Raw genomic sequence first — 26,093 nt, 5'->3', positions numbered from 1 at the left:
CGGTCCGGCACGACCGCCGGAGTCCGCAGAGCGGGGTCGATCGTCAGGGCTGGGCCTTGACGTGCGGCGGCACGGCCGATCGCCTGGTCGCCCGGCCCTCGGCGAGACGCTGGGGGCCGCCCCCTGGCTCCGGCTCGCGCGTCACGAGCATCCCGCGCGAGCTGTTCGCCGATTCGAGCAATTCGGTGACCCACACCTCGTTGATCGACGGATGCCGCCCGCCCGAGAACTTGAAGTAGAGGTTCTGCGCGGGATGGATCCAGATGGCGCTGTGCCCGTTGCCGGTCTCGACCGAGTCGCGCCACGACATGAGGAAGCTCTCGCCCCGCCGGATCTTCTGCACGATCACGATCTGGAGATGGGCGAGCAACCGGTCCTCGAATTCGACCAGCACGCCGTCGTATTGCAGTGATCCCATGTCCGCTCCCGCTCGTCGCACGTTCGGAAAGGCGGGTCGATACGGACGGTAGCGGCCGCGGTGCGTCACTTCGAGTATGTCACGCGAACGGGGGGAATCAGAGGATGCGCAGGGAATCCCGCTCCCAGTCGAACTGATCGGCCTCTTCCTCGGAGAACGGCAGGCCGCGGACGACGCCGGAGTTCTCCGCCTTGTCGTACATCGCAAGGGTGGCGTCGACGTCGACGAGCTCGCCCGCGTCGCCGGCGTTCATGGCCGGCGTCGAGGTCGATGTGGTCTCGGTGAGCCACCCGATCGTGAGTTGCACCCGGCCGACCGTGCCGTCTTCGGCCCGATACGGGATGTCGACGAGGTCGAGTTGCTGACGACGGGCGAGCGCGAGGCCGTAGTGCAGCACCGCATCGGCGAGGTCGTCACCGGTGAGGAAGGACCCGTATCGGTTGGTCAATGTCTTCATGGCGCACCCCAAGCGGCTCGTTCGAACGACGAGAAGCCGACAAGGTCTGGGGCGGCGACAGCCCGATTCTACGCCGCGCAGGGCGGATCGCACCCGGTACTCAGGGAATGGTGAGGCTGCGGTCGACGATCTGCTCGGCCACGCGGCTGATGCCGATGCGGTGCGCGCGCGCGTACTCGCGGATCAGGCCGAACGCCTCATCGACGCGGATGCCCCGCATATGGGCGACCACGCCCTTCGCCTGCTCGATGACGACTCTGCTGCCGAGCGCCCGTTCGAGCTGTTCGGTCAGCATGCTGCTCTCGCGCAACGTGCGCTCGTGCAGGATGCCGATCGTCGCGACATCCGCGAAGGCCTGCGCGGTCACCTCGTCCTGCAGTTCGAGTTCGCCGACGGCGTCGCGCAGCAGGTTCAGCGTGCCGATGCGGTTCTCGCGCAGCCGCAGCGGGATGGCATGGGCCGAGGCGAAGCCCTCGCTCAGGGCGACGTCCCGGAAGTGCGCCCACCGGTCGGGGCTCAGTCGGATGTCGGGGACGGAGATGACCGTTCCGGTGTGGAAGCTCTCGACGCAGGGCCCCGCCTCGGCGCCGAGCTGGATGAGCTCGACGATGCGGCTCGCCTCGCTCGTCGAGGCCACGACGTCGAGGTCGCCGTTCGCGTCCGCGAGGAGGATCGCGGCCTCGGTGGTGTCGAGCAGGTCCTTGCAGCTGTCGACGAGGAGCTGCAGGAGGTCGACCACGTCGTACCCGTCGACCAGGGTGTCGGCGAGGCTCGCGAAGGTCTGCAGCAATCGCTTCTCGCGCGTGACGGCGTCGCTCATGAGACGGCCTCGATCCCGCCGATGCCCTTCGTGAATCGCAATCGGCCCTCGACGATGTCCGTCGCGACCTCCATCATGCTGCGGGAGGTCGCGAAGGCATGGCCCTGGATCACGAGGCGCGCGTCCTCCGGCGAGACGTCGAGCTGCGCCAGCACGAACCCCGTCGCCTGGTGGATCACGCGCCGGGAGAGCGGGCTCGGTCGTTCCGCCGCTTCGACGCCCTCGAGCGCGTGTCGCAGCACCTGGCGGCTGACGACCTCGGCCATGGCCCCGGCCTGCCTGGCCTGGTCGCGGTCGAACCGAACGGGCTTCACCGAATAGAGGTCGATCGCGCCGATGCGGAGCGGCCCGAGCCGGAGGGGGAAGGCGAACAGGGAGCCGAGGCGTTCGCTGTCGATGGCCGCTGCGAAGCTCGGCCACGAGGCGGGTGCGCCTGTGCGCACGTCGGGCATCAGCACGGGACGCGCCGAGCGCATCGCGTCCCAGCAGGGCCCCTCGCCGAGGTCGAACTGCACTTCGTCCATATGCGCCGAGAACTCGTCGGTGGCGGCGAGCGTCTCGCTGCCGAGGAGGTCGCCCAGCGTCGAGACCGACGCCCCGGTCACCGGGAACACGCTTACGAAGGGTGCTGCCAGCCCATCGGGCCCGTCGGGCGAGCGCTCGAGGGCCTCCATCGCCGCCGTGAACGAGCTGTCCATCATCCGTCCTTCCGCACCCTCCGACGCTACTCGTCCTGCCGCCCGATTTCACGTCCACGCGCCCGGGCGGCGTGCCCTCCCGTGCGCTCACAAGGATGGAGCCGAACATGCCTCCCCCCGACGCAAGCACACCACGCCACCGATTGTGAAGGGGCTTGACGCGGAGAGGTGCGGATCCGACGATCGACGCATGAAGCGCGTGAATTACGACGGGCAGACGCTCGTCACTGGAGATGCCGTCGCAGATGCCCTGGCCGAGTACTCGGTCGCGGTCACGCGGATGTCCGCCGGCACGACGGTCGACGTCCCGGTCCTCGAACCGGATGGCGCCGTCACGGTGCACACCCTGCTGTTCACGCCGGCGACCTCGCTCGAGGTCGAGCCGTTCGAGTGGCAGGGCTCTGCCGACGCGGGGAGCGAGGAGCAGCGGTTCCCGGTGCCCGAGTTCGACCCGGTCGGCGGCAAGGCCGAGCCCGTGCCGCCGGATGATGACGACGAGATCAGGCCTCCCGTCGACGTGGACTGAGCGTTCACCGGGGGCGGACCGCTCAGGCGGCCCGCTCAGGTCAGCCGGTCCAGTCGACGCAGGATGAGCCCCTCTCGAAGGGCCCACGGTGAGACGTCGAGTTCGGGCACCTCGAAGGCGCGCATCGCCTCGGAGAGCACGACGGCACCCGCGACGATCTGGAACGTGCGGTCGGCGGTGATGCCGGGCAGGGCTGGGCGCGCATCGGCGGGGATCCGGGCGAGTCGCGGGATCCAGTCGTCCAGGCCCGTGCGACGCAGGATGCTGCGTTCGCCGGAGCCGACGCCCTCCTCCGTGGAGCCGGCCAGGCGCGCCAGCGAGCGGATGGTCTTCGACGAGCCGACGACGTGGTCGGGGGAGGGCAGGTGGCCGAACTCGCCGACGGCGCCCTCGAGCACCTCGGCCGCATGCTCGCGCAGGCGCTGCACGTCGCCGGGCGCGGGCGGGTCGTCGGGAAGGAAGGCGACGGTCGAGCGCCCCGCGCCGAGGGGGAGCGAGCGCGCGACATCCGGGAACTCGTCGATGCCGTGGGCGATCTCGAGCGAGCCGCCGCCGATGTCGAAGAGCAGGATGCGATCGGCCGACCAGCCGTACCAGCGACGCACCGCGAGGAACGTGAGCCGGGCCTCGTCCTCGCCCGAGAGCACCTGCAGCTCGACGCCCGTCTGCTCGGCCACGCGGGCGAGCACGGCCTCGCCGTTCGCGGCCTCCCTGATGGCGGAGGTCGCGAACGCCAGCAGCTCGTCGATGCCGGCCTCGCGCGCAGCGTCGGCGGCCCCGGAGACGGCGGACAGGATGGCCTCCACCCCGTCGGCACCGATCGAGCCGTCGGGCTCGAGGTAGCGCATGAGCCGCAGCACGCTCTTGTGCGAGGCGGCCGGGAGCGGGCGTGCGCCGGGGTGCGCGTCGACCACGACGAGGTGCACGGTGTTGGAACCGACGTCGAGGACTCCGAGGCGCATGGTGCGAGCGTAACGCCCGCGGGGTGTGCGCGACGTCGGCGCTGGTGCATACTGTTCCAACTGGGTCACCCGTCCCAGTCGCTTCGGCGGCCCGCTCCGGCAGGCCGGCCGAGGCTCGGCAGTGTCGCCCGAGAGGAGCCGCAGTGACCCGCATTCCCGCACCCGAGCGCCGCGCGGCGCTCATCGAGGCCGCCCTGCGCGTCATCTCCCGCAACGGCATCGCCCAGGCGACCACCCGAGCCATCGTGGCCGAGGCCGGCATGAGCCTCGCCAGCTTCCACTACGCCTTCGACTCCCGCGACGAGCTCATCGACGAGCTCATCGAGGCCGTCATCGAGCACGCCCGGCACGCGATCATGCCCGACGAGCTGCCGGAGGGCACGCTCGTCGAGGTGCTCGAGGCGGGCATCATCCGCTACTTCGAGCACCTCAAGGCCGACCCCGAGCATGAGCAGGCGATGCTCGAGCTCACGCAGTACGCCCTGCGCTCGCCCGACCGGCATCCGCAGGCGCGGGCGCAGTACGCGAGGTACGTCGAGCTCGCCGAGCGCTCGCTCGAGGTCGCCGCCGAACGCACCGGTTCGCAGTGGACCGTTCCCATCGCCCGCGTCGCCCGCGTGCTCGTGGCCTTCACCGACGGACTCACCCTCACCTGGCTCGTCGATCGCGACGACGACGCCTCGCTGGCGGTCGCGAACGCGGCCGCCGTCGCCCTCTCGAGAATGGCCGAACCCCGATGACGACCACGCACCCGACCACGCCCGCGGCGCTCGACGAACCGGTCAGGCGGGTCTCCGCCGGCTGGATCGGCTCCTTCGCCACCGTGTGGTTCGCCATCTGGATGGCCCAGCTCACGCCCGTGCAACTGCTGCTGCCCGCCCAGATCGACGCGACCCTGAAGCCCGAGAACTGGGTCGACAGCGTGGTCGCGTTCGGCGTGGTCTCCGGCATCGCGGCGGTCGCGACGGTCATCGCCTACCCGTTGACGGGCGCGGCCTCCGACCGCACCACGTCGCGGTTCGGCCGCCGCCGCCCGTGGATCCTCATCGGCGCGCTCGTCTTCGCCCTCTCGCTCGTGCTGCTCGGGCTCCAGACCGAGATCTGGGCCATCGGGGCGGCGTGGGTCGCGGCATCCGTCGGCTTCTGCATCATGACCGCGGCGCTCACGGCCACGATCTCCGACCAGGTGCCGGTGGGCCAGCGCGGCTTCGTCTCGGGCTGGATGTCGGCGCCGCAGGCGGTGGGCATCATCGTCGGGCTCGTGCTCGTGACCGAGCTCGTGACCGACCAGGCCCTCGGCTACGCCCTCCTCGCGGTCATCCTCCTCGTGCTCGCCGTGCCGTTCCTCACGCGGTTCGACCAGCCCCTCGCGGCGGCCGAGCGCACCCGCGTGACGGCCAAGGGCATCATCGCCGGCCTCTGGATCAGTCCGCGCACCCACCCCGACTTCGGCTGGACGCTGCTCAGCCGGGTGCTCGTGTCGGTGGGCAACGCGCTCGGGACGAGCCTGCTCCTCTACTTCCTCATGTTCGGCCTGGGCGACGAGAACGCCGAGGCGGACCTCATCATCCTCACGCTCGTCTACATGGTGTTCGTCATCATCGCGTCGCTCGTGGGCGGCCGGCTCTCCGACCGACTCGGCCGGCGCAAGGCGTTCGTCTTCGCGGCATCCGCCCTGCAGGCGGTCGCCGCGCTGATGCTCGCGCTGGTTCCCGACCTCACGGTCGCGATCGTCGCGGCCGGCATCCTCGGCCTCGGCTACGGCTGCTTCCTGTCGGTCGACCAGGCGCTGGCCACCCAGGTGCTGCCGGATGCCGCCACGCGCGGCAAGGACCTCGGCATCATGAACATCGCCACGGCCGTGCCGCAGGCGATCGGCCCGCTCATCGGGGCGGCCGCCGTGGTCATGACCGGCTCGTTCGTGCTGGTCTTCGTCCTGAGCGCGGTGTTCGCGTTCGCCGGTGCGATCGCGGTCTCGCGAGTTCGGAGCGTGCGCTGATGCTCGACCTCTCCCAGCCCGAGTCGGGCACGAGCCGGGCGGATGCCGCGCCGTGGGCGACCCCCGCGAGCTACTGGCCGGAGCTCACGGCGGCGACCGCCCACCTCGACGCCCCCGTCGGAGCCCTGCACCTCGGCGCGATGCGCCACAACGCCGCCGACATGCTGCGACGCGCGAACGGCCGGCCCATCCGCGTGGCCTCCAAATCGATCCGGGTACGGAGCGTGCTCGAGGCGCTGCTGCGCCTGCCCGGCTACCACGGCGTGCTCGCGTACACGCTCGCCGAGGCGATCTGGCTCGCCGACTCCGTCGAGGACATCGTGGTGGGCTACCCGACCGCGGAACGCGGCGGCATCCGCACGCTCGCGACCGACCCCGCCCTCGCGGGCCGCATCACCCTCATGGTCGACTCGATCGCGCAGCTCGACCTCATCGACGCGGTCATCGCCCCCGGCGAGCGCGAGCCGATCCGCGTCGCGCTCGAGCTGGACGCCTCGTGGAACGCCCCCGTGCTCGGGCATCTCGGCGTGCGGCGCTCGCCCGTCTACGAGCCGGCCGATGCCGGCGCGCTCGCCGCGTACATCGTCTCGCGCCCCGGCTTCCGGCTCGTCGGCATGATGGGCTACGAGGCGCAGATCGCCGGCGTGACGAACCGCCCGGCGGGCAGGCCCGTCGACGGCGCCGTGAACCGCTGGATGCAGTCGCGCTCCATGCCCGAGCTCGTCGAGCGGCGCACCAGGGCCGTGGCCGCGGTGCGCGAGCATGCCGACCTCGAGTTCGTGAACGGCGGCGGCACGGGCTCGCTCGAGGCGACCTCGGCCGACGGGTCGGTCACCGAGATCGCGGCCGGCTCCGGACTCTTCGGGGGCCATCTCTTCGACGGCTACGACCACTTCACCCCCGCGCCCGCGGCGGCCTTCGCGATGGACGTCGTGCGCCGGCCGAGCCCTCGGCACGCGACGATCCTCGGCGGCGGCTGGATCGCGTCCGGCCCGCCCGCAGCCGACCGGCTGCCGCGCATCGTGTGGCCGGAGGGCCTCGAGATGCTGCCGCGCGAGGCGGCGGGCGAAGTGCAGACGCCTGTCGGCGGCGCCGCGGCCGCGCGCCTCAGGGTCGGCGACCGCGTCTGGTTCCGGCACACGAAGTCGGGGGAGCTCTCCGAGCACCTGAACGCGTTCCAGCTCGTCGACGACGGCCGTATCGTCGACGAACTGCCCACCTACCGCGGCGACCGGAAGGTCTTCCTGTGACGGCGAGCGGGGCACTCTGGCGCAACTGGGGCCGCACCGAGCAGGTGCGGCCGCTCCGTGTCGAGCGGCCCTCGTCGACGGGGGCGGTGCAGCGCGCCGTGGCGTCGGCCGCGGCATCCGGGCTCCGCATCAAGGCGGTCGGCGCGGGCCACAGCTTCACCGGCATCGCCGTGGCCCCGGGCGTCCAGCTCGATCTCACCGACCTCTCCGGCGTCATCGATGCGGATGTCGCGACGGGTCGCGTCACGCTCGCCGCCGGCACCCGCCTGCACGAGTTGCCCGACCTGCTCGCGCCCTACGGACTCGCGCTGGCCAACATGGGCGACATCGACCGCCAGTCGATCGCCGGCGCCACCTCGACGGGCACCCACGGCACGGGCCTCGCCTTCGGCGGCCTGGCCACCCAGATCGTCGGCGCGAAGCTCGTGACCGGCACGGGCGAGCTCCTCGCGGTCGACGAGGCGAACCGTCCCGAGCTGCTGCCCGCGGTGAGGCTCGGCCTCGGCGCCCTCGGCGTGCTCACCGAGGTCACGCTCCAGCTCGTGCCCCGCTTCGTCCTGCAGGCCGTCGAGCGCGTCGAACCGCTCGAGGCCGTGCTCCAGCAATGGATGTCGCGCGTCGCCGCGGCCGACCACTTCGAGTACTACTGGTTCCCGCACACCGACACCGCGCTCACCAAGACGAACACGAGGCTCCCGGCGGATGCCCCGCGCGACCCGCTCGGCAGGATGTCCCGCTGGATCGACGACGAGCTGCTCGCGAACGGCGCCTACCGCGCGATCTGCGCGCTCGGCAGGGCGGCGCCGAACACGACGCCGTTCTTCGCACGCCAGGTCGACCGCCTCACGGGCGACCGGGAATTCACCGACTTCTCGCCCAAGGTGTTCGTGACCAACCGCACGGTCCGGTTCCGCGAGATGGAGTACGCGATCCCGCTCGACCAGGTGCCCGCGGCGTTCCGCGAGGTCCGCGACCTCATCGAGCGCCGGCGATGGAGCGTGAGCTTCCCGATCGAGGTCCGCGCCGCGGCATCCGACGAGAACTGGCTCTCGACCGCGTATGGGCGTGACACCGGCTACCTCGCCGTGCATCGCTACTTCCGCGAGGATCCCACCGAGTACTTCGCCGCGGTCGAGGAGATCATGCGGGCCCACGGCGGCCGGCCGCACTGGGGCAAGATGCACACCCAGACGGATGCCGCGCTTCGCGAGACGTACCCGCGCTTCGACGATTTCCTCGCCGTGCGCGACGAGCTCGACCCGGAGCGCCGGTTCCAGAATCCGTACCTGGAGCGCGTGCTCGGGGCGTAGGTCCGGCGGTCAGGCACCGGACTCGGCGCCGGGCACGGCTCCTCGCGCGACGGCGGCCGGGAGACCGCCGCCCGGTTGCTCCGAGTCTCATGGGAACCGCGGGGGAGTTCTCAGCCGATCGATAGGATGACAGGGCACCCACAGGTCCGTCGCAAGAGCGCTAGGAGTCCGCGCCATGGAATGGCTCATCCCCGTCATCATCGTCGTCGCGCTCGTCCTGATCGTCGGCATCTACCTGTGGGCCACGTACAACTCGCTTGTCACGCTGAACGTCCGCGTCGACGAGGCATGGAGCGACATCACGGTGCAGCTGAAGCGCCGGGCCGACCTCATCCCGAACCTCATCGACACGGTGAAGGGCTACGCCGCACACGAGAGGTCGGTGTTCGAGTCGGTCACCCGCGCGCGCGCCGAGACCCTGCAGGCGCAGGGCCCGGCCGACGCCTCCGCCGCCGAGAACCACATGCAGCAGGCGCTGAAGTCGATCTTCGCCGTGGCCGAGGCCTACCCGCAGTTGCAGGCCAGCCAGAACTTCCTCCAGCTGCAGTCCGAGCTCGTCGACACCGAAGACAAGATCCAGGCGTCGCGCCGGTTCTACAACGGCGGCGTCCGCGAGCTCAACACGAAGATCAAGGTCTTCCCGAACACGCTGTTCGTGCGGGGCCTCGGGTTCCACGAGCGCGACTTCTTCGAGGTCACGGAGCCGGCGGCCATCGCCGAGCCGCCTCGCGTGCAGTTCTAAGGGACGTCGTTGTATCGAGCGATCGCCAGGAACAAGCGCAACACCTTCTTCATCATCGTGTTCTTCCTCGCCATCGTCGGCGGGCTCGGCTGGTTGGCGTCGGCCGTCTACGGCGACCCGACGATCGTGATCATCACGGTCGTGATCGCGAGCGCGTACGCGCTGATCCAGTACTTCACGGCCGACCGGCAGTCGCTCTCGATGTCGGGGGCGATCGAAGTGCGCAGCAAGGCCGACCACCCGCGGCTCTGGCGCACCGTCGAGAACCTCTCGATCGCCACCGGGACGCCCATGCCGAAGGTCTACGTCGTCTCCGACCCGGCTCCCAACGCCTTCGCGACGGGGCGCGACCCCGAGCACGCGGTCGTCGCCGCGACCACGGGGCTCCTCGAGATCATCGACGACGCCGAACTCGAGGGCGTCATGGCGCATGAGCTGGGGCACGTGCGCAACTACGACATCCGGCTGTCGATGATCGTCTTCGGGCTCGTGGTGGCCATCGGCTTCATCGCCGACCTCTTCGTGCGCATGTCGTTCTTCGGCCGCAACAACAACAACGGCAACCCGATCCTCATGGTCGTCGGCCTCGTGGCGATGCTCATCGCCCCGCTCGTCGCGAGCCTCGTGCAGGTCGCGGTGTCGCGTCAGCGCGAGTACCTCGCCGACGCCACGGGCGCGATGACCACGCGTCACCCCGACGCGCTCGCGAGCGCGCTGCTGAAGCTCGAGGCATACGGTCGCCCCATGCAGCGCCAGAACTCCTCGATGGCGCACCTCTGGATCGCCGACCCGCTGAAGCCCGGCGTCATCGACCGCCTCTTCGCGACGCACCCGCCGATCGCCGATCGCGTGAAGCGGCTCGAGCAGATGGGCGGCTCCTTCTAGGCGTCGCGCGGTTGCCGGTGTCCGCCGGGTTCGGGGCGTCGTCAGGTCAGCGCGAGCTCGGCTCGGAGCGCCGACGCCAGGTCGCCGCGATCGGCGACCACGACCTCCTCGAGGCCCTGCCACGCGGCGGCGCTGCGGAGAACCGGCGCCAGCCGTGCGGCGGTGTCGGCCGGCGCGGTCGCCTCGCTCCACGCCGACTGCACGCGCAGCACCTTCGCCTTGCGATCGCTCTTGAGGTCGACGCGGCCCACCACGTCGTCGTCGAGGAGCACGGGCAGCGAGTAGTAGCCGAAGACGCGTTGCGCCTCGGGCGTGTAGATCTCGATGCGGTAGTGGAAGTCGAACATGCGCTCGGCCCGGGGGCGGAACCAGACCACGGGGTCGAACGGGGAGAGCAGCGTGGCCGCGTCGATGCGCCGGGGACGCCTGGCATCGCGATGCACCCACGCCGGCGCCGGCCGGGCGCCGCTGCGCCAGCCGGGCACCTCGACGGGCACCAGCAGGCCGGCGTCCTCGAGATCTCGGATCGCACCCCGCACCTGCGCCCGCTTCATGCGCCAGTAGTCGGCGAGGTCGGCCTCGGTCGCGATGCCGAGGGCGGATGCCGCGCGCTCGACGAGCACCCGGACCGCCTCGGCCTCGTCGGGCGCGACGCCCAGGAGCTCGGCCGGCAGCGCCTGCTCGGGCAGGGCGTACACGCGCTCGAACCTGCGCCGTTCGACGCACACGACCTCGCCCACCCGGAACATCCACTCGAGCGTGCGCTTGACGGAGGACCACCCCCACCAGGGGCCCTGCCGGACGTTGGCGTCGTGTTCGATCTCGCTCGCGCGCATCGGGCCGTTCGCCGCGAGTTCGGCCTTCAGCCAGTCGGCGAGCTCGCGGTTCTCGACGAGCCACCCGCCCCAGTCACCGCCGCGCCGGCGGTACTCCTCGCGTCGGAACTCGAACAGCGGCCACATCTCGCGCGGCACGAACGCGGCCTCGTGCGCCCAGTACTCGAGGGTGCGCCCGCGACGGCCGGTGGTGACCCGGTCGAGATGGGCTCGGTCGTACGCGCCCAGCCGGCTGAAGACGGGCAGGTAGTGACTGCGCTCGAAGACGTTGACGGAGTCGATCTGCAGCAGCCCGAGACGGTCGAGCACGCCCGCGACCTGACGGACGCCGGGCACCGGTGGTGCGGGGCGTCCGAATCCCTGGGCGGCCAGGGCGATGCGACGGGCGAGCTGAGGGCTGACGGTGGCGACCATGGTGTACGAACACTACCCGCGGCCGCCGACATCATTCATGCCGATCGGCGCATGCCCCCCGCCTAGACTGGAGCGATGAGCCAGGGCTGGGGCAGGTTCGTCGGCAGGAGACGCGCGGTCGCTCGCGCGCCCGAGCGGCCGCCCGTCGCGCCGCCGCCGCCGCCGCCCGCCGAGGTCGAGGACGCGATCCCGTACGGCATGCGCCTGGCGGCTGCCTGGTCGTGGCGCCTGCTCCTCATCGGCGGGGTCGTCGCCGTCGTCATCTTCCTCGTCGTCCAGCTCCGTTACATCGTGATCCCGATGCTCGTGGCCGTGCTGATCTCCGCACTGCTCGTGCCGTTCTCGAGCCTGCTGCAGCGTCACGGGTGGCCGAAATGGCTCTCGATCACCGTCGCCATGCTGAGCGCGCTCGCGGTCGTCGGTGGCCTGCTGACCCTCGGCATCTGGCAGATCGTGCGCGGGTCGGACGAGCTGGCCGCGCAGTCGGTGGTCGCGTGGAACGAGTTCCGCGCCTGGCTCGCCGACGGACCGTTCCACTTCAGCGAGGACCAGCTGAACGACCTCCTCGACCAGATCGTGACGGCCGTCCAATCCGAGAGCGGCATCCTGGTGAGCGGTGCACTGTCCGTGAGCTCGACCGTCGGGCACTTCTTCGCGGGCACGCTCCTGGCGCTGTTCGCGACGCTGTTCATCCTCATCGACGGGCGCGGCATCTGGGGCTGGGTCGTGCGGGTGTTCCCGCGACGGGCGCGGGCCGCCGTCGACGGCGCCGGCATCGCCGGGTGGACGACGCTGCAGAACTTCGTGAAGGTCCAGATCCTCGTCGCGACGATCGACGCCATCGGCATCGGCCTCGGCGCCTTCTTCCTCGGGGTCCCGCTCGCCGTGCCGATCGCGATCCTCGTCTTCCTGGGCTCGTTCGTGCCGATCGTGGGTGCGGTGGCCACGGGCGCGCTCGCGGTCTTCGTCGCCCTCGTCTACAACGGACCGGTCATCGCGCTCGTGATGCTCGGCGTGGTGCTGCTCGTGCAGCAGGTCGAGGGACACGTGCTCCAGCCGCTCATCATGGGCACCGCGGTCAAGGTGCATCCGCTGGGCGTCGTGCTCGCCGTCGCGGCCGGGTCCTTCCTCGCCGGCATCCCCGGAGCGCTCTTCGCCGTTCCCGTCGCGGCCGTGCTCAACGTCATGATCAACTTCGTCTCCGGCGGAACCTGGAAGCAGTCCGCCGGGCCACCCGTCGTGCCGACGTCGCCGCTCTGGCGCACCGTGCCGCAACGCCCCGGTTACCAACGAGGAGAATGAACGCGTGATCACCACCATCCCCGGTCCCGACCTCGCCGACTTCGGGCGCGCGCGGGAGGTCGTCCAGGCCGTCGCACGGCACACGCCGATGGAATCGTCGCGGTTCCTCGCGAACGCCGTGGGCGCTCCCGTACACCTCAAGTGCGAGAACCTCCAGCGCACCGGGTCGTACAAGCTCCGCGGCGCCTACAACCGGCTCTCGGCGCTCAGCGCCGAGGAGCGCGAGCGCGGCGTCGTCGCGGCATCCGCCGGCAATCACGCCCAGGGCGTGGCATACGCCGCCCGTGAGCTCGGCATCCGCGCCACGATCTTCATGCCGGTCGGCGTCGCGCTGCCCAAGCTCGACGCGACCCGCGCGTACGGTGCCGACGTCGTGCTCCAGGGCGATTCGATCGGCGAGACGCTCGAGGCGGCGCAGGCGTTCTCGACCGAGACCGGCGCGGTGATCATCCCGCCGTTCGACCACCCCGACGTCATCGCCGGCCAGGGCACGGTCGGGCTCGAGATCCTCGACGACGTCCCGGATGCCGCGACCATCGTCGTCCCGATCGGCGGCGGCGGGCTCGCCGCGGGCGTCGCGAGCGCGATCAAGCAGCGTGCGGCGCTCGAGGGTCGCACCGTCCGGGTCATCGGCGTCCAGGCGGCGAACGCCTCGCCGTACGTCCCGTCGCTCGAGGCCGGTCACCCCGTGCAGGTGCCCGTGGTGCCGACGATCGCCGACGGCATCGCCGTCTACCGGCCGGGCGACCTCACGTTCGAGGTCATCCGGGCGACGGTCGACGAGGTGATCACCGTGAGCGACGATGACATCGCCCGCGCTCTCCTCGTCCTCCTCGAGCGGGCGAAGCTCGTGGTCGAGCCCGCAGGTGCGGTCTCCGTCGCGGCGCTCCTGAGCGGCGAGATCCACTCCGACGGCCCCATCGTCGCCCTCCTCTCGGGAGGCAACATCGACCCGCTGCTCATGCAGCGCGTGATCGCGCACGGGCTCGCGGCATCCGATCGCTACCTGACGCTCGAGATCGGGCTGCCCGACCGGCCGGGCCAGCTCGCGCGCATCGCGGAGCTGCTCGCCGAGGCGAACGCCAACGTCATCGAGGTCATGCACACGCGCCACGGCTCCGGGCTGCAGATCTCGGAGGTCGCGCTGCGGCTCTCGGTCGAGACCCGTGGACCGGCCCATCGCGCGCTCGTGGTCGACGTCCTGCGTCAGGCGGGCTACGAACCCCGCGTCATCGCGGAGTAGGGCCGCATGCCCGCCTGAGACGACGGAGGCGGAGAGACGACGGCGCGCCACCACTCGGTCGAGCGGTGGCGCGCCGATGGCTCACTGTCCGGCCCAGGTCTCCACGCCGGTGACCTCGACCGCGATCTCGCGGCCGTTGGGGGCGGTGTAGCTGGTCTTGTCGCCGACCTTGAGGCCGAGGATCGCGGCGCCGAGCGGGCTCTGGGTGCTCCAGACGTCGAGCTCGGAGTCGCCGGCGATCTCACGGCTGCCGATGAGGAAGGTCTCCTCGTCGCCCGCGATGACCGCGGTGATGACGGTGCCGGCCTCGACGACGCCGGTGGACTGGGGCGCGTCGCCGACCTCGGAGTTGCGCAGCAGCTCCTTCAGCTGTCGGATGCGGGCCTCGATCTTGCCCTGCTCGTCCTTCGCGGCGTGGTAGCCGCCGTTCTCCTTCAGGTCGCCCTCTTCGCGCGCGGATTCGATGCGCTTCGCGATCTCCTCGCGCCCGGTGGTCGAGAGGTGCTCGAGCTCGCCGGCGAGTCGGTCGTACGCGTCCTGCGTGAGCCAGGTGACGGTGGCGTCCTGCGCCATGGTGCCCTCCTGCGGGTGACGCGTTGCGATGAACGCGTCCATATAGACGTGACGCCCCGACGAGTGTCGAGGCGAATGCCCCATGTTAGGTGAGCCAGCAGCTCGAAATCAAACCCGTTGCGGCATCGCGCGCGGTGCGCACGGTCTCAGTGAGGCTGCGCAGGTGCAGGTCGGAGGCCGGGATCTCGACGACCCTCCAGCCGACCACCGTGAACTCGTCGTCGAGGGCCTTGATCGTGCACGCCGTGGTCTCGCCGGCGGGCACCGAGAGGGTCCAGGTGACCTCGACGTTGCGCTCGTCGTTGTTCACCACGTGCTCCGTATCGGTGGCCTGCACGTTCGCCTGCTGGCCGTCGAGCCCGGCCCAGACGACCCAGCCGACGAGCACCGCGGCGAACGCGACGCCGGCGATCACGAGCAGCACGAGGTCGCGGGTGCGGCGCTTGCGGGTGCGGCCGTACCGGGCGGCGAGCCGGTCGGCTTCGGGGGCTGGCACTCGGATTCCTCGCGGGTCGGATCGATTAGGATTGCAGCTCAAGCCTAACCCGCACCGCGGCTCCGAACCTCGCGGTGAGAGAGAGTCCGATGCGCTCCGTGCCCGTCAGTTCCATCAGCCGGTCGAGCCTGTGAGCGTCGTGTCGGCGCTGCTCGCCGCACCGCTCGCGATCGCCCCGATCGCACGCGCGGCTGAAGAGGAATTCGACCCGAACACGGTCACGCCCGGCGTGTGGGGCTTCATCATCACGTTCGGCGTCATGGTCGCCGTGACGCTGCTGGTCATCGACATGACGCGTCGCATCCGACGCACCAACTACCGCGCCGAGGTGCGGGAGGAGCTCGCCCGCGAGATGGCCGAGGCCGCGCAGGCCGAGGCCGGGCGCTCTGGCCCCGACGGTCCGGCTCCGACGTCGGATGCCGCGGGCACAGCGGCCGACGGGGGCCGGGCCCAGCCCGGGGCATCCGACGACGGCGCGACGCCCACTCGCTGAGGCGACGCGCGCTCGCTGATGCGCGCTCGCTGACGCGCGCCCGCTCACGCGACATCCGCTCAGCCCAGGTGGTAGGCCGGGTCCATCGCGATGATGAGGGTCGCGGTCCAGTGGCACATGAACGCGAGCACCGTGCACGTGTGGAAGATCTCGTGGAACCCGAACCGGCCCGGCCAGGGGTTCGGCTTCTTGAGGGCGTACGCGACGGCGCCGACCGAGTACAGCAGGCCGCCGACGACGATGAGCACCATCATCGCGACGCTGACCGCGAGCAGGTCGCCGAGGTACATGACCGCGGCCCAGCCGAGCAGCAGGTAGAGCGCGACGTACAGCCAGCGCGGCGCCTGGATCCAGAACACCCGGAACCCGATGCCGAGCAGGGCGCCGCCCCAGACGATGCCGAGCAGCAGCCAGCCCTTGTCGGGCGGGAGCGCGAGCACCGCGAGCGGCGTGTAGGTGCCCGCGATGAGCAGGAAGATGTTCGCGTGGTCGATGCGCTTCAGCAGCAGCTTCGTGCTCGGCTTCCAGTCGATGCGGTGGTAGAGCGCCGAGTTGCCGAACAGCAGCATCGAGGTCAGGGTGAAGACCGCCGACGACCATTTCGCGGGAGCGCCCTCGGCGAGCACGATGAGCACGATGCCGGCGATGATCGTGACCGGGAACGTGCCGGCGTGGATCCAGCCGCGCCACGTGGGCTTGACGTCTTCTGCGGGGTGGCTGATCTCATCGTCGAGGAACGGGATGTTGGGCAGGTCGGGGCCGTGCTCCGAGCGCTCGACCGAGGCATCCGCGGGGTCCTCAGGTGCCACTGGCCCGGTCAGCCCGTGCACGAGATCGTCGGAATCGCGGCGGCGCTCAGGGGTCATGCTGACAGCGTAGGGCCAGCGCGGTCACGACCGGCTGTGAGTACGCGGGGCTGCGGCGCGGTAGTGTAGCGGCGTGCAATCCAGCGATCAGCCCCTCGGTCGCGGCATCCTCTACCGCCTTTACGAGCGGCGGCTGCGACGCGGACTCGAACGGGCCACGCTTCCCCGGCATGTCGCGATGATCATCGACGGCAACCGCCGCTGGGCACGGCAGCTCGGCTACGACACCGCGGCCCACGGCCATCGCGCCGGTGCAGCGAAGGTCCGCGAGTTCCTCGAGTGGTGCGACGACCTCGGCGTCGAGGTCGTGACCCTCTATCTGCTCTCCAGCGACAACCTCGGCAATCGCGCCTCGGAGGAGCTCTCCGCGCTCATCGAGATCATCGCCGAGCTCGCGGAGGAGCTCTCGCACTACCGCGACTGGCGGGTGCAGCACGTGGGGTCGGATGCCGGCCTGCCGGAACCGCTCGTCGCCGCGCTCGATGCAGCCGAGCACCGCACGGCCGACAAGCGGGGAATGCACGTGAACCTGGCCGTCGGCTACGGCGGTCGCAAGGAGATCACCGACGCGATGCGCTCGATCGTCGCGGCGCACCACGCCGAGGGGCGCAGCCTCGAGGACCTCGCCGAGCGCCTCACGCCCGACCTCATCGGCGAGCACCTGTACACGGGCGGGCAGCCCGACCCCGACCTCGTCATCCGCACGTCGGGGGAGCAGCGGCTCAGCGACTTCATGCTCTGGCAGGCCGCCCACAGCGAGTTCTACTTCGTCGAGGCGCTCGGTCCCGACCTCCGGCAGGTGGACTTCCTGCGCGCCATCCGCGACTACGCCCGTCGGCACCGCCGGTTCGGCAGCTGAGGTCCGCCGCACCGCGGCTCGCACCGGTCTGCCAAGATAGCGCTCGGAGAAGGAGGAACGAATGGGCATCGACGCATTCGTCGACGGGTTCGGCGAAGAACCCGGATACCTCGACTACGGCCGGTTCGGACCGTTGTCCAAGGCCGCGGCCGAGGAGGGCAATGCCCTCACGCACGTGCTCGAGCGTGCCCGCCATGGCAGCTCCGGCGTGTTCGGTGAGCAGGACGCCCGGGTCCGCGACGCGGCATCCGCGCTGACCGGGTTCCCGGCCGAGCAGATCGTCTTCACCCCGAACACCACCACCGGGCTCATGCACGCCATGTTCGGGCTCACCGGCAGCGTGCTGCTCTCGCCCGACGAGTTCCCGAGCGTGCCGATCACCGCGGTTCGCGCGCAGGAGGCGCTGCACACCGTGCAGCCCGTCTGGCTCGAGACCGACCACGGCAAGGTCACGCCCGGCCAGATCCGCGACCAGATCGAGTCGAGCGTCGTCGCCGTGGCCGTGAGCCTCGTCGACTCGCGCACGGGCTACCTGTGCGACATCGAGGGCATCCGCCAGGTCATCGGCGATCGCCTGCTCATCGTCGACGCGATCCAGGGCTTCGGTGTCGTCGACGCGCCGTGGCAGGCCGCCGACGTCGTCGTCACCGGTGGGCAGAAGTGGTGCCGCTCCGGCTGGGGCACCGGCTTCATGGCGCTCTCCGAACGCGCGGTCGAGCGCCTGACGCCGGTCTTCTCCGGCTACTCGGGAACCGAGGAGGTCGAGCCGTGGGGCTTCGTCCCGCCGCCGGCACCCGGGGCGAAGGCGTTCCGCGTCACCAACCCCGACCCCATCGCCCAGGCCCGGTTCGCGGCGGCGATGGAGGAGATCGCCGACGTCGGCGTGCCGGCCGTCAACACCGCCGTCGCCGAGAACGTCAGCCGCGTCATCGACCTCGCCGACGAGTTCGCGTTCGCCGTGGTCTCCTCGCGCACCGAGCACGAGCGGGCGGGTCTCGTCGTCATCGAGCCGCCCGAGGGCCAGGTGACCCTGCTCACCGCGTCCCTGCACAACCACGGCGTGACCGCCACCACGCGCCTCGGGCAGGTGCGGCTCAGCGTGCACGCCGGCACCGGCACCGAGACCCTCGACATGCTCCGCTCGGCGTTCATCTCGTTCGGCACCGTCGCGACGTACTGACGCCGGCCCGCGGCATCCGCTCGCTCGAATGTGAACACTGCGTGTCGTCGTGCACGGCGTCCGCGTGTCGGTCCTCCGGATTCCGCGATGCGGTCGTAGCGTCACTGGCATCGGGCAAGGTGCCCGAACGAGTCGGCTCGTGAAGCGCTCGTGTAGGAGGATTCGCCGGCCGGCGCGAGAGCCGAGCGGACACGCTCGGGGCAGGAGCGGTCGTGGCCTCACTCGAAACCTCCCAGTCCGTCGCAGCATCCACCGGACGCAAGCAGCGACCGGATGCCGCATCGCCGACCGGTGCCGCGCAGGATGAACGCACCTACGTGCTCGACACCTCGGTGCTGCTGTCGGATCCGAAGGCGCTGTTCAGGTTCGCCGAGCACTCGGTCGTGCTTCCCGTGGTGGTCATCGCGGAGCTCGAGGCCAAGCGCAACGACCCCGAGATCGGCTACTTCGCGCGCCAGTCGCTGCGCATCCTCGACGAACTCCGGATCGAGCACGAGCGCCTCGACTTCCCGATCCCGGTGGGGGACGGAGGGTCCCTGCGCGTGGAGTTGAACCACTCGAACCCCTCGGTGCTGCCGAGCGGACTCCAGCTCGGCGACAACGACTCGCGCATCCTCGCCTGCGCGGCGAACCTCGCGAACGACGGCGTGGCCGTCACGGTCGTCTCCAAGGACCTGCCGCTCCGCGTGAAGGCCGCCTCGATCGGCCTCGACGCGCAGGAGTACCGGGCCGAGCTCGCGCTCGACTCCGGCTGGACCGGCATGAGCGAGGTGACGCTGGGCTCGAACGACATGGCGAAGCTGTACGAGCAGGAGCACCTCTCCGTGCCCGAGGTCGCCGGCGTGCCGGTCAACACCGGGCTCGTGATCCACTCCGACCGCGGCTCGGCCCTCGCACGCGTGGTGGGGGAGCGCGAGGTCCGACTCGTGCGCGGCGACCGCGACGTGTTCGGGCTGCACGGTCGTTCCGCCGAGCAGCGCCTCGCGATCGACCTGCTGCTCGACCCGGAGATCGGCATCCTCTCGCTCGGCGGACGCGCCGGCACCGGCAAGTCGGCGCTCGCGCTCTGCGCGGGCCTCGAGGCGGTGCTCGAACGTCAGCAGCACAAGAAGATCATGGTCTTCCGGCCGCTGTACGCGGTCGGCGGACAGGAGCTCGGCTACCTGCCCGGCGACCAGGGCGAGAAGATGAATCCGTGGGGCCAGGCCGTGTTCGACACCCTCGGCTCCGTCGTCTCCGACAACGTGCTCGACGAGGTCGTGGAACGCGGGATCCTCGAGGTGCTGCCGCTCACGCACATCCGGGGGCGGTCGTTGCACGACGCCTTCGTGATCGTCGACGAGGCGCAGTCGCTCGAGCGGAACGTGCTGCTCACGGTGCTCTCGCGGATCGGCCAGAACTCGCGCGTGGTGCTCACGCACGACGTCGCGCAGCGCGACAACCTGCGCGTCGGGCGGCATGACGGCGTGGCCTCGGTCATCGAGACGCTGAAGGGGCATCCGCTCTTCGCCCACATCACGCTCACCCGGTCGGAGCGCTCGGCGATCGCGGCGCTCGTGTCGGAGATGCTCGACGGCGCCGAACTGGCGTAGGCGCCCGGCCGCGTGCGGGCATGCCCGCACGCGGCCGGGTGCGTGCCCTGGGCGGCGACATCCGTTCGTGTGGATCGCGAGCTCACTGCGCGTCGCTCGCCGCGCTGCCACCGTCGGCGGCGTCGCGCAAGGGGGTTCGCCCGAGCCGTCGGCCGTGGTTGCCTGAGTCCATGAGGGTTCCGCGGATCCACTCCGATGCGCTGAACGGCGCCGTGTACGACGTCGCCCGGCGCGTGCTGACCGTCGAGTTCGAATCGGGGTCGGTGTACGAGTACCTCGACGTCGAACCCGAGCTGTACGACGAGCTCGAGGCGGCGCAGCCGCATCCGTGGCGCGTCGTCGGCGAGCGCGTGAAGGGGCACGAGTACCGCAGGGTCCGCTGACCCGTTCTCCGGGGGGCGAACGCTGCTCAGGCGAACGCACGGGCGTCAGGCCGATCGGCGGCGTTCCGGCCTGAGCAGCGTTCGATCGCCTGCGCGGCGTTCGAGGGCGAGACGCCGAACGCCCGTCACGAGCGAGCGTGACGGGTGTTCGGCGTGCGAGGCGAACCGGGCTGCAGCGGACCTACTTCGCCTGCGGCGGGCGGGTCATCGACAGCAGGTCGAGTGCGGTGTCGAGCTGCTCCTCGGTGAGGTCGCCGCGCTCCACGTAGCCGAGGCCGATGACGGCCTCCCGGACGGTGACGCCCTCCTTGACGGAGTGCTTCGCGATCTTGGCGGCCGCCTCGTACCCGATGAGCTTGTTGAGCGGCGTCACGATCGAGGGCGACATGCCCGCGAGCGCGGTGAGCCGGTCGAGGTTGGCCTCGAGGCCGTCGACCGTCTTGTCGGCGAGCACGCGCGAGGCGTTGGCGAGCAGGCGGATGGACTCGAGCAGCGCCGTGCCCATGACGGGGATCTGCACGTTGAGCTCGAAGGATCCGGATGCACCGGCCCACGCCACGGTCGCGTCGTTGCCGATGACGCGGGCGGCGACCATGAGCACGGCCTCGGGGATGACCGGGTTGACCTTGCCGGGCATGATCGAGGAGCCCGGCTGCAGGTCGGGGATGAAGATCTCGCCGAGGCCGGTGTTGGGGCCGGAGCCCATCCAGCGGAGGTCGTTGCAGATCTTCGTGATGCTGACCGCGATGGTGCGCAGCGCACCGGATGCGTCGACGAGGCCGTCGCGGTTGGCCTGGGCCTCGAAGTGGTCGGCCGCCTCGGTGATCGGCAGCTCGGTGTCGCGCTGCAGGAGCTCGATGACGAGCTGGGGGAACCCGGCGGGCGTGTTGATGCCCGTGCCGACGGCCGTGCCGCCGAGCGGCACCTCGGCGACGCGGGGGAGCGCCGTGCGCACGCGCTCGATGCCGAGGCGGACCTGTCGGGCGTAGCCGCCGAACTCCTGTCCGAGGGTGACCGGCGTGGCATCCATGAGGTGCGTGCGGCCGGACTTGACGACCTCGGCCCATGCCTCGGCCTTGACCTCGAGTGCGACCGCGAGGTGGTCGAGTGCGGGGATGAGTTCGTCGATGAGCGCGGCCGTGACGGCGATGTGCACCGAGGTCGGGAACACGTCGTTCGAGGACTGCGATGCGTTGACGTGGTCGTTGGGGTGCACGTCGCGACCGAGCTTCGCGGTGGCGACCGTGGCGAGCACCTCGTTCATGTTCATGTTCGAGGACGTGCCCGACCCGGTCTGGTACGTGTCGACCGGGAAGTGCTCGACGAACCCGTGCACGCCGCCGATGACCTCGTCGGCTGCGGAGACGATCGCGTCCGCGATGTCGGCGTCGAGCACGCCGAGCTGCGCGTTGGCCTGCGCGGCGGACTTCTTGATGCGTGCGAGCGAGGCGATCTGGGCGGGCTCGAGGCCCTTGCCCGAGATCGGGAAGTTCTCGACGGCGCGCTGCGTCTGCGCGCGGTAGAGGGCGGAGGCGGGAACCCGCACCTCGCCCATGGTGTCGTGTTCGATGCGGTAGTCGGCGGTGTTGTCCACCAGGGTGATTCCTTCCGGTTCGCGTGCCCGTGGAACTCGTGCAGCGGGCTGGTGAGGTGGGCGGATGCCGCGGCAGCCGTCAGATCTGGCCGATGACGACGTCGGTGTCGACCAGACCCTGGGAGAGGCGGTAGTTCGCGCCCACGATGGCCAGCGTACCCGCTGCGATCGCGTCGCTGATCATCTCGGATTCCTCGAGCAGGCGTGAGACCGTGGCCCGGAGATGCTCGCGGCCGACGTAGGCGGCGTCGACCTTCGCGCCGTCGACGGGCGCGTTCGGATCGCCGCCGGCCACGCGTCGTACGGACGGGACGATGCTGGCCACGAGCGCCGCGATGTGCGCCGGGAGCGGCTCGGCGCCGTCCGTCTGCGAGGTGATCGCGGCCTGGACGGCACCGCACCGGTCGTGGCCCAGCACCAGGATGAGCGGGACGTGCAGGACGCCGACGGCGTACTCCAGCGAGCCCACCACCGAGGAGGAGATGACCTGGCCGGCGTTGCGCACGACGAACGCGTCGCCGAGGCCGATGTCGAAGATGATCTCGGCCGACAGGCGGGAGTCGCTGCAGCCGAAGATGGCGACGAGCGGGCGCTGCCCCTCGCTGAGCGACGCGCGGCGCTCGACGTCCTGGCGCGGGTGCTCCGGGGCGCCGGAGACGAACCGCTCGTTGCCGCGGCGGAGCTCCCGCCACGTCTCGGCCGGGGTGGTGGGGCGAGCGGAGGGATCGGTCACGGCGGCTCCTCGGTGTGGACGAACGTCAGGTGGTGCGGGACATCACTGCTGCGCCTGGATGGTCGGCGTCAGCGCCGCGGCCATCGTGGCGAACTCGGCATCGGTGGCCGTGCCGACGAGCACGAAGGTCGTGCCGCCCGCCTCGGTCGTCAGCCCGTACCGCGCATTGCCCAGGTCTTCGGGCGACTCGCGGTTGTCGTAGACGGTCCAGTCGACGCCGTCGAGTTCGACCGTTCCCGTGGCGAGCGTGCGGGCCAGGAGCCCGGCGACCCACGTCGGGTTGGCGTCGAGGCCCTGGTGCATGCCCAGGTACTCGTTCTCGGGAGTCACGTAGCCGGTGTACCAGGCCGTGACCCCGTCGGTCTCACTGCGGCGCAGCTCGGCGGCGTTCGCGCTCCAGCCGTCGGGGAGCTCGGGCACCGCGAGGGGCTGGTCGCTGCCGGCCTGCGCCTGCTCGGCGACGGCCGCCACGTCGACGTCGCGCTCGAGGGCCTCGTTGCTGCGGGGCACGGCGAGCACGATGACGAGCACCACGACGAGGCTCGCGAGCAGCGCGTAGACGAGGTTGCGGGTGGTCTGGCGTGCCCGATGGTTGTGCGAGTTGCGCGCCTTGCGGGCCGCGGTCTCCTCCGGCGTCTCGGGGCGGCCGAGCTCGGCCACCACGGGCGCCGGCTTCGCCGCCATCAGCGACCCTCGTCGGATGCCGCGCCGGCGGCGTTCGCGCTCGCCCGGGCGGCGTCGAGGCGGGCCTTCGCGCCGACCAGCCACTCCTCGCACCTGGCCGCGAGCGCCTCGCCGCGCTCCCAGAGGGCGAGCGAGTGCTCGAGGGTCGCCGAGCCCTGCTCGAGCTCTGCGACGACCTGGACGAGTTCGTCGCGCGCCTGCTCGTAGCTCAGCTCGGAGACATCCGTGGTGGGGGGCATGGCAGTCATTCTATTCGGCGTCGCCGACAGGTTCGTCGGGGGCGTGGGGGGTGCTGCCGGCGGCCACGGCGCCCATCGAGCGGGCGCCGATGGTGCCCTCGGCGAGGGTGACGACGAGGTCGGCGCCCTCGGGCGCGCCGAGGGGGCCCCTGACGACGTGGCCGTCGGAACCCTGGACGATCGCGTACCCGCGGTCGAGCGTCGCCTGCGGCGAGAGTGCCCGGAGGTGACCGCGCAGCTCGCCGATGCGCGACGTCTGGCGTTCGACCTGGCGTTCGACGAGCTCGGAACCCCTAGCGACCCACCTCGTGAGCTCTTCGGCGCGGCGGTCGACGATCCACGCGCCGTCGGCCAGCACGGGCCGCATGCGCAGGTGCCCGATGCGATCGCGTTCCCGGGTGAGGATCGAGGCCAGCCGCATGCCGAGCCTCGCGCGAACCGAGTCGACCCGGGCGAGCTCCTCGGTGACGTCGGGGATGACGCGCTTCGCGGCATCCGTCGGGGTCGAGGCCCGCAGGTCGGCGACGTCGTCGAGCAGGGGACGGTCGGCCTCGTGGCCGATGGCGGACACGATCGGCGTGGTCGCCTCGGCCGCCGCGCGGACGACGCGCTCGTCGCTGAAGCCGAGCAGGTTCTGGAAGTCCCCGCCGCCGCGGGCGACGATGATGACCTCGACCGACGGGTCGGTGTCGAGGTGGCGGATCGCCCTCGCGACCTCGACCGGCGTGCGGTCGCCCTGCACCGTGGCGTACTCGATGCGGAACTCGACGGCCGGCCAGCGCAGCCGCGCATTGCGGAGCACGTCCTTCTCGGCATCGCTGTCGCGGCCCGTGATGAGGCCGACCACACCCGGCAGGAAGGGGAGGGCGCGCTTGCGCGACGGCTCGAAGAGGCCCTCGGCCGCGAGCTGCCTGCGCAGCTTCTCGAGCCGCTCGAGCAGGTCGCCGAGGCCGACGTGCTTCATGTCGTAGACCTGCATCGAGAGCGAACCGCCCTTGACCCACCAGCTGGGCTTGACGAGCAGGACCGCATGATCGCCCTGCTTGAACTGCTCCGAGAGCTTCGCCCGCACCGAGGACCACATCGTGAACGAGATCGTGGCGTCGGCCTCGAGGTCCTTCAACTTGCCGTAGACGTTGCCGCCCGAGACGCCCCACTGCGTGATCTCGCCCTCGACCCAGACCATGCCGAGCCGGTCGATCCAGTCCTTGAGCTTTCCCGACAGAGTGGCGACGGGCCACGGCGCGTCTCGCGTCGGCGCGGCATCCGTCATGGGTCCTCCTCGGGGTTCGGTCGGCGGGCGCACAGCCGGCCCAACGTAGAATGGGACGGTGACGACCACCACCCCCAGAATCGGCCTCGGCATGCCGCGCGTGCCCGGCCTTCGCGGCCGGCTCAAGGATATCCCCGTCCCCGGACACAAGCGCGTCCTGCTCGCGGCCCCCCGCGGCTACTGCGCCGGCGTCGACCGGGCCGTGATCGCCGTCGAGAAGGCGCTCGAGCACTACGGCGCCCCGGTCTACGTGCGCAAGCAGATCGTGCACAACATCCACGTGGTGACCGAGCTCGAGGCGAAGGGCGCCATCTTCGTCGAAGAGGTCGACGAGGTGCCCTCGGGTGCCCACATCGTCTTCAGCGCGCACGGCGTCTCGCCGGCCGTCGTCAACGCGGCATCCGACCGCGGGCTGCACGCCATCGACGCGACCTGCCCGCTCGTGACCAAGGTGCACCGCGAGGCCGTGCGCTTCGCGCGCGACGACTTCGAGATCCTGCTCATCGGCCACGAGGGCCACGAGGAGGTCGAGGGCACGGCGGGCGAGGCGCCCGACCACGTCACCATCGTGAACAGCCCCGAGGACGTGCCGAACATCGAGGTGCGCGACCCCGACAAGGTCGTGTGGCTCTCGCAGACCACGCTCTCGGTCGACGAGACCATGGAGACCGTGCGGCGCCTGCGCGAGCGGTTCCCGAACCTCGCCGACCCGCCCAGCGACGACATCTGCTACGCCACCCAGAACCGCCAGGTCGCGATCAAGAAGGTCGCGCAGGACGCCGACCTCGTGATCGTCGTGGGCTCGGCGAACTCCTCGAACAGCGTCCGCCTCGTCGAGGTCGCGCTCGAGTACGGCGCCAAGGCCGCCTACCGGGTCGACTACGCCAGCGAGGTGAAGCAGGAGTGGCTCGACGGCGTCGAGACCGTCGGCGTCACCAGCGGGGCATCCGTGCCGGAGGAGCTCGTGCACGAGCTGCTCGAGGCGCTCTCCGACGCAGGTTACGGCGAGGTCAGCGAGGTGAAGACCGCCGAGGAGGACCTCATGTTCTCGCTCCCGAAGGAGCTGCGGCGCGACCTCGCGGGCAACCGCGACGAGCGAGCGCTCGGCGGACGCACCCGCACCGACGCGCGCGCCTAGATGTACTGACCCGGATCGTTGTTGACGTAGGAGAGACCTCCGGGGTCGAGTTGGAGCTGTCTAGTTCTTCAGCTCGAACGCACGGAGGTCTCTCTTGTCTCACGCTAATGCCCGGCTGACTCCGGCCG

At 70.9% G+C, this 26,093-nt stretch carries 29 protein-coding genes; 15 read left to right on the top strand and 14 right to left on the bottom strand.

Annotated elements, in window-relative coordinates; translation table 11 throughout:
* Positions 1-43: 43 nt before the first annotated feature.
* From GQQ95_RS13750 to GQQ95_RS13735, 4 genes are all read right to left on the bottom strand, one after another.
* Complete coding sequence (locus GQQ95_RS13750; protein ID WP_246205509.1) at positions 44-418, bottom strand: DUF7882 family protein; 375 nt, start codon at positions 416-418, stop codon at positions 44-46.
* Positions 419-515: 97 nt separating this feature from the next.
* Entirely contained in the window at positions 516-875 is a 360-nt protein-coding gene (locus tag GQQ95_RS13745; RefSeq protein ID WP_157428239.1) for a hypothetical protein, read from the bottom strand.
* Between the two features lie 100 nt (positions 876-975).
* The gene (locus GQQ95_RS13740; RefSeq protein WP_157428238.1) at positions 976-1,695 is read right to left on the bottom strand and encodes a GAF and ANTAR domain-containing protein; all 720 of its coding nucleotides are present in this window, start codon (positions 1,693-1,695) and stop codon (positions 976-978) included.
* Positions 1,692-2,393, bottom strand: a complete 702-nt coding sequence (locus GQQ95_RS13735; RefSeq protein ID WP_246205507.1) for a GAF and ANTAR domain-containing protein — start codon at positions 2,391-2,393, stop codon at positions 1,692-1,694. Before GQQ95_RS13735 ends, GQQ95_RS13740 begins: the two co-directional genes overlap by 4 nt.
* Positions 2,394-2,583: 190 nt before the next feature.
* On the opposite strand from GQQ95_RS13735, the gene GQQ95_RS13730 reads away from it, so the two are divergent.
* Positions 2,584-2,919, top strand: coding sequence for a hypothetical protein (locus GQQ95_RS13730; protein ID WP_157428237.1), 336 nt, complete (start codon positions 2,584-2,586; stop codon positions 2,917-2,919).
* Positions 2,920-2,954: 35 nt separating this feature from the next.
* Here the strand turns inward: GQQ95_RS13730 and GQQ95_RS13725 are convergent, their stop codons facing one another.
* Complete coding sequence (locus GQQ95_RS13725) at positions 2,955-3,881, bottom strand: Ppx/GppA phosphatase family protein (RefSeq protein ID WP_157428236.1); 927 nt, start codon at positions 3,879-3,881, stop codon at positions 2,955-2,957.
* A gap of 143 nt (positions 3,882-4,024) precedes the next feature.
* Between GQQ95_RS13725 and GQQ95_RS13720 the strand changes: the two genes are divergently transcribed.
* The 6 genes from GQQ95_RS13720 to GQQ95_RS13695 all read left to right on the top strand — a co-directional run bounded on the left by GQQ95_RS13720 (position 4,025) and on the right by GQQ95_RS13695 (position 10,067).
* Positions 4,025-4,621 carry a TetR/AcrR family transcriptional regulator gene (locus GQQ95_RS13720; protein WP_170297069.1) on the top strand — a complete coding sequence of 199 codons (597 nt, stop codon included), beginning with the start codon at positions 4,025-4,027 and terminating at the stop codon, positions 4,619-4,621.
* On the top strand, positions 4,618-5,880 hold the full coding sequence (locus tag GQQ95_RS13715) for an MFS transporter (protein WP_157428234.1): 1,263 nt from the start codon (positions 4,618-4,620) through the stop codon (positions 5,878-5,880). The genes GQQ95_RS13720 and GQQ95_RS13715 overlap by 4 nt, the downstream gene beginning before the upstream one ends.
* On the top strand, positions 5,880-7,130 hold the full coding sequence (locus GQQ95_RS13710) for an alanine racemase (protein ID WP_157428233.1): 1,251 nt from the start codon (positions 5,880-5,882) through the stop codon (positions 7,128-7,130). Before GQQ95_RS13715 ends, GQQ95_RS13710 begins: the two co-directional genes overlap by 1 nt.
* Complete coding sequence (locus GQQ95_RS13705; protein WP_157428232.1) at positions 7,127-8,440, top strand: D-arabinono-1,4-lactone oxidase; 1,314 nt, start codon at positions 7,127-7,129, stop codon at positions 8,438-8,440. Before GQQ95_RS13710 ends, GQQ95_RS13705 begins: the two co-directional genes overlap by 4 nt.
* 175 nt (positions 8,441-8,615) lie before the next feature.
* Positions 8,616-9,182 (top strand): LemA family protein, encoded by a 567-nt coding sequence (locus GQQ95_RS13700; protein WP_157428231.1) that lies wholly within the window; start codon positions 8,616-8,618, stop codon positions 9,180-9,182.
* Between the two features lie 9 nt (positions 9,183-9,191).
* A complete protein-coding gene (locus tag GQQ95_RS13695) occupies positions 9,192-10,067 on the top strand; it encodes a M48 family metalloprotease (protein WP_157428230.1) in 876 nt (291 codons plus the stop codon).
* Between the two features lie 41 nt (positions 10,068-10,108).
* Here GQQ95_RS13695 and GQQ95_RS13690 read toward each other — a convergent pair whose 3' ends face one another.
* Complete coding sequence (locus GQQ95_RS13690; RefSeq protein ID WP_157428229.1) at positions 10,109-11,317, bottom strand: winged helix-turn-helix domain-containing protein; 1,209 nt, start codon at positions 11,315-11,317, stop codon at positions 10,109-10,111.
* Positions 11,318-11,392: 75 nt separating this feature from the next.
* On the opposite strand from GQQ95_RS13690, the gene GQQ95_RS13685 reads away from it, so the two are divergent.
* Both GQQ95_RS13685 and ilvA read left to right on the top strand, forming a co-directional pair.
* On the top strand, positions 11,393-12,619 hold the full coding sequence (locus GQQ95_RS13685) for an AI-2E family transporter (protein ID WP_157428228.1): 1,227 nt from the start codon (positions 11,393-11,395) through the stop codon (positions 12,617-12,619).
* A gap of 4 nt (positions 12,620-12,623) precedes the next feature.
* Positions 12,624-13,862 carry a threonine ammonia-lyase gene (gene ilvA / locus GQQ95_RS13680; RefSeq protein WP_212275456.1) on the top strand — a complete coding sequence of 413 codons (1,239 nt, stop codon included), beginning with the start codon at positions 12,624-12,626 and terminating at the stop codon, positions 13,860-13,862.
* An 81-nt stretch (positions 13,863-13,943) separates the two neighbouring features.
* Here the strand turns inward: ilvA and greA are convergent, their stop codons facing one another.
* Entirely contained in the window at positions 13,944-14,435 is a 492-nt protein-coding gene (greA, locus tag GQQ95_RS13675) for a transcription elongation factor GreA (protein WP_157428227.1), read from the bottom strand.
* An 85-nt stretch (positions 14,436-14,520) separates the two neighbouring features.
* On the bottom strand, positions 14,521-14,931 hold the full coding sequence (locus GQQ95_RS13670) for a DUF4307 domain-containing protein (RefSeq protein WP_170297068.1): 411 nt from the start codon (positions 14,929-14,931) through the stop codon (positions 14,521-14,523).
* Between the two features lie 130 nt (positions 14,932-15,061).
* On the opposite strand from GQQ95_RS13670, the gene GQQ95_RS13665 reads away from it, so the two are divergent.
* Positions 15,062-15,424, top strand: a complete 363-nt coding sequence (locus GQQ95_RS13665) for a hypothetical protein (protein WP_343032768.1) — start codon at positions 15,062-15,064, stop codon at positions 15,422-15,424.
* A 59-nt stretch (positions 15,425-15,483) separates the two neighbouring features.
* Here the strand turns inward: GQQ95_RS13665 and trhA are convergent, their stop codons facing one another.
* Positions 15,484-16,290, bottom strand: coding sequence for a PAQR family membrane homeostasis protein TrhA (trhA, locus tag GQQ95_RS13660; protein ID WP_157428225.1), 807 nt, complete (start codon positions 16,288-16,290; stop codon positions 15,484-15,486).
* 73 nt (positions 16,291-16,363) lie between these two features.
* On the opposite strand from trhA, the gene GQQ95_RS13655 reads away from it, so the two are divergent.
* The 4 genes from GQQ95_RS13655 (at position 16,364) to GQQ95_RS19355 (ending at position 20,304) form a co-directional block, all read left to right on the top strand.
* Entirely contained in the window at positions 16,364-17,149 is a 786-nt protein-coding gene (locus GQQ95_RS13655; protein WP_157428224.1) for an isoprenyl transferase, read from the top strand.
* A 61-nt stretch (positions 17,150-17,210) separates the two neighbouring features.
* Positions 17,211-18,329, top strand: a complete 1,119-nt coding sequence (locus GQQ95_RS13650; protein ID WP_157428223.1) for an aminotransferase class V-fold PLP-dependent enzyme — start codon at positions 17,211-17,213, stop codon at positions 18,327-18,329.
* Positions 18,330-18,541: 212 nt separating this feature from the next.
* Positions 18,542-19,921 (top strand): RNA 5'-3' helicase PhoH2, encoded by a 1,380-nt coding sequence (gene phoH2 / locus GQQ95_RS13645; protein ID WP_170297067.1) that lies wholly within the window; start codon positions 18,542-18,544, stop codon positions 19,919-19,921.
* A 170-nt stretch (positions 19,922-20,091) separates the two neighbouring features.
* Positions 20,092-20,304: a KTSC domain-containing protein gene (locus tag GQQ95_RS19355; protein WP_170297066.1), complete on the top strand. Its 213-nt coding sequence runs from the start codon at positions 20,092-20,094 to the stop codon at positions 20,302-20,304.
* A 181-nt stretch (positions 20,305-20,485) separates the two neighbouring features.
* Here the strand turns inward: GQQ95_RS19355 and GQQ95_RS13635 are convergent, their stop codons facing one another.
* The 5 genes from GQQ95_RS13635 to xseA form a co-directional block, all read right to left on the bottom strand.
* Positions 20,486-21,901, bottom strand: a complete 1,416-nt coding sequence (locus tag GQQ95_RS13635) for a class II fumarate hydratase (RefSeq protein ID WP_425482582.1) — start codon at positions 21,899-21,901, stop codon at positions 20,486-20,488.
* Between the two features lie 76 nt (positions 21,902-21,977).
* Positions 21,978-22,631 (bottom strand): carbonic anhydrase, encoded by a 654-nt coding sequence (locus tag GQQ95_RS13630; RefSeq protein WP_157428220.1) that lies wholly within the window; start codon positions 22,629-22,631, stop codon positions 21,978-21,980.
* A 42-nt stretch (positions 22,632-22,673) separates the two neighbouring features.
* Positions 22,674-23,315 (bottom strand): DUF4245 domain-containing protein, encoded by a 642-nt coding sequence (locus GQQ95_RS13625; RefSeq protein ID WP_157428219.1) that lies wholly within the window; start codon positions 23,313-23,315, stop codon positions 22,674-22,676.
* Positions 23,315-23,554, bottom strand: a complete 240-nt coding sequence (locus GQQ95_RS13620) for an exodeoxyribonuclease VII small subunit (RefSeq protein WP_425482580.1) — start codon at positions 23,552-23,554, stop codon at positions 23,315-23,317. Before GQQ95_RS13620 ends, GQQ95_RS13625 begins: the two co-directional genes overlap by 1 nt.
* A 10-nt stretch (positions 23,555-23,564) precedes the next feature.
* Entirely contained in the window at positions 23,565-24,827 is a 1,263-nt protein-coding gene (gene xseA, locus GQQ95_RS13615) for an exodeoxyribonuclease VII large subunit (protein WP_157428217.1), read from the bottom strand.
* 91 nt (positions 24,828-24,918) lie between these two features.
* Here xseA and GQQ95_RS13610 point away from each other — a divergent pair, with 91 nt between their 5' ends.
* The gene (locus tag GQQ95_RS13610; protein WP_157428323.1) at positions 24,919-25,965 is read left to right on the top strand and encodes a 4-hydroxy-3-methylbut-2-enyl diphosphate reductase; all 1,047 of its coding nucleotides are present in this window, start codon (positions 24,919-24,921) and stop codon (positions 25,963-25,965) included.
* Positions 25,966-26,093 lie beyond the last annotated feature (128 nt).

This window comes from Agromyces salentinus (assembly GCF_009749395.1).
Lineage (GTDB): Bacteria > Actinomycetota > Actinomycetes > Actinomycetales > Microbacteriaceae > Agromyces > Agromyces salentinus.
Note: the sequence above shows the minus strand (reverse complement) of the source record. Positions and strands in the feature narration are given on the sequence as shown.

Excerpts from the sequence above, each read along its gene's own strand:
- GQQ95_RS13750 (WP_246205509.1), bottom strand. The coding sequence starts at position 418 with ATGGGATCACTGCAATACGACGGCGTGCTGGTCGAATTCGAGGACCGG.
- GQQ95_RS13745 (WP_157428239.1), bottom strand. The coding sequence starts at position 875 with ATGAAGACATTGACCAACCGATACGGGTCCTTCCTCACCGGTGACGAC.
- GQQ95_RS13740 (WP_157428238.1), bottom strand. The coding sequence starts at position 1,695 with ATGAGCGACGCCGTCACGCGCGAGAAGCGATTGCTGCAGACCTTCGCG.
- GQQ95_RS13735 (WP_246205507.1), bottom strand. The coding sequence starts at position 2,393 with ATGGACAGCTCGTTCACGGCGGCGATGGAGGCCCTCGAGCGCTCGCCC.
- GQQ95_RS13730 (WP_157428237.1), top strand. The coding sequence starts at position 2,584 with ATGAAGCGCGTGAATTACGACGGGCAGACGCTCGTCACTGGAGATGCC.
- GQQ95_RS13725 (WP_157428236.1), bottom strand. The coding sequence starts at position 3,881 with ATGCGCCTCGGAGTCCTCGACGTCGGTTCCAACACCGTGCACCTCGTC.
- GQQ95_RS13715 (WP_157428234.1), top strand. The coding sequence starts at position 4,618 with ATGACGACCACGCACCCGACCACGCCCGCGGCGCTCGACGAACCGGTC.
- GQQ95_RS13710 (WP_157428233.1), top strand. The coding sequence starts at position 5,880 with ATGCTCGACCTCTCCCAGCCCGAGTCGGGCACGAGCCGGGCGGATGCC.
- GQQ95_RS13700 (WP_157428231.1), top strand. The coding sequence starts at position 8,616 with ATGGAATGGCTCATCCCCGTCATCATCGTCGTCGCGCTCGTCCTGATC.
- GQQ95_RS13690 (WP_157428229.1), bottom strand. The coding sequence starts at position 11,317 with ATGGTCGCCACCGTCAGCCCTCAGCTCGCCCGTCGCATCGCCCTGGCC.
- GQQ95_RS13685 (WP_157428228.1), top strand. The coding sequence starts at position 11,393 with ATGAGCCAGGGCTGGGGCAGGTTCGTCGGCAGGAGACGCGCGGTCGCT.
- greA (WP_157428227.1), bottom strand. The coding sequence starts at position 14,435 with ATGGCGCAGGACGCCACCGTCACCTGGCTCACGCAGGACGCGTACGAC.
- trhA (WP_157428225.1), bottom strand. The coding sequence starts at position 16,290 with ATGACCCCTGAGCGCCGCCGCGATTCCGACGATCTCGTGCACGGGCTG.
- GQQ95_RS13650 (WP_157428223.1), top strand. The coding sequence starts at position 17,211 with ATGGGCATCGACGCATTCGTCGACGGGTTCGGCGAAGAACCCGGATAC.
- GQQ95_RS19355 (WP_170297066.1), top strand. The coding sequence starts at position 20,092 with ATGAGGGTTCCGCGGATCCACTCCGATGCGCTGAACGGCGCCGTGTAC.
- GQQ95_RS13625 (WP_157428219.1), bottom strand. The coding sequence starts at position 23,315 with ATGGCGGCGAAGCCGGCGCCCGTGGTGGCCGAGCTCGGCCGCCCCGAG.
- GQQ95_RS13620 (WP_425482580.1), bottom strand. The coding sequence starts at position 23,554 with ATGCCCCCCACCACGGATGTCTCCGAGCTGAGCTACGAGCAGGCGCGC.
- xseA (WP_157428217.1), bottom strand. The coding sequence starts at position 24,827 with ATGACGGATGCCGCGCCGACGCGAGACGCGCCGTGGCCCGTCGCCACT.
- GQQ95_RS13610 (WP_157428323.1), top strand. The coding sequence starts at position 24,919 with ATGCCGCGCGTGCCCGGCCTTCGCGGCCGGCTCAAGGATATCCCCGTC.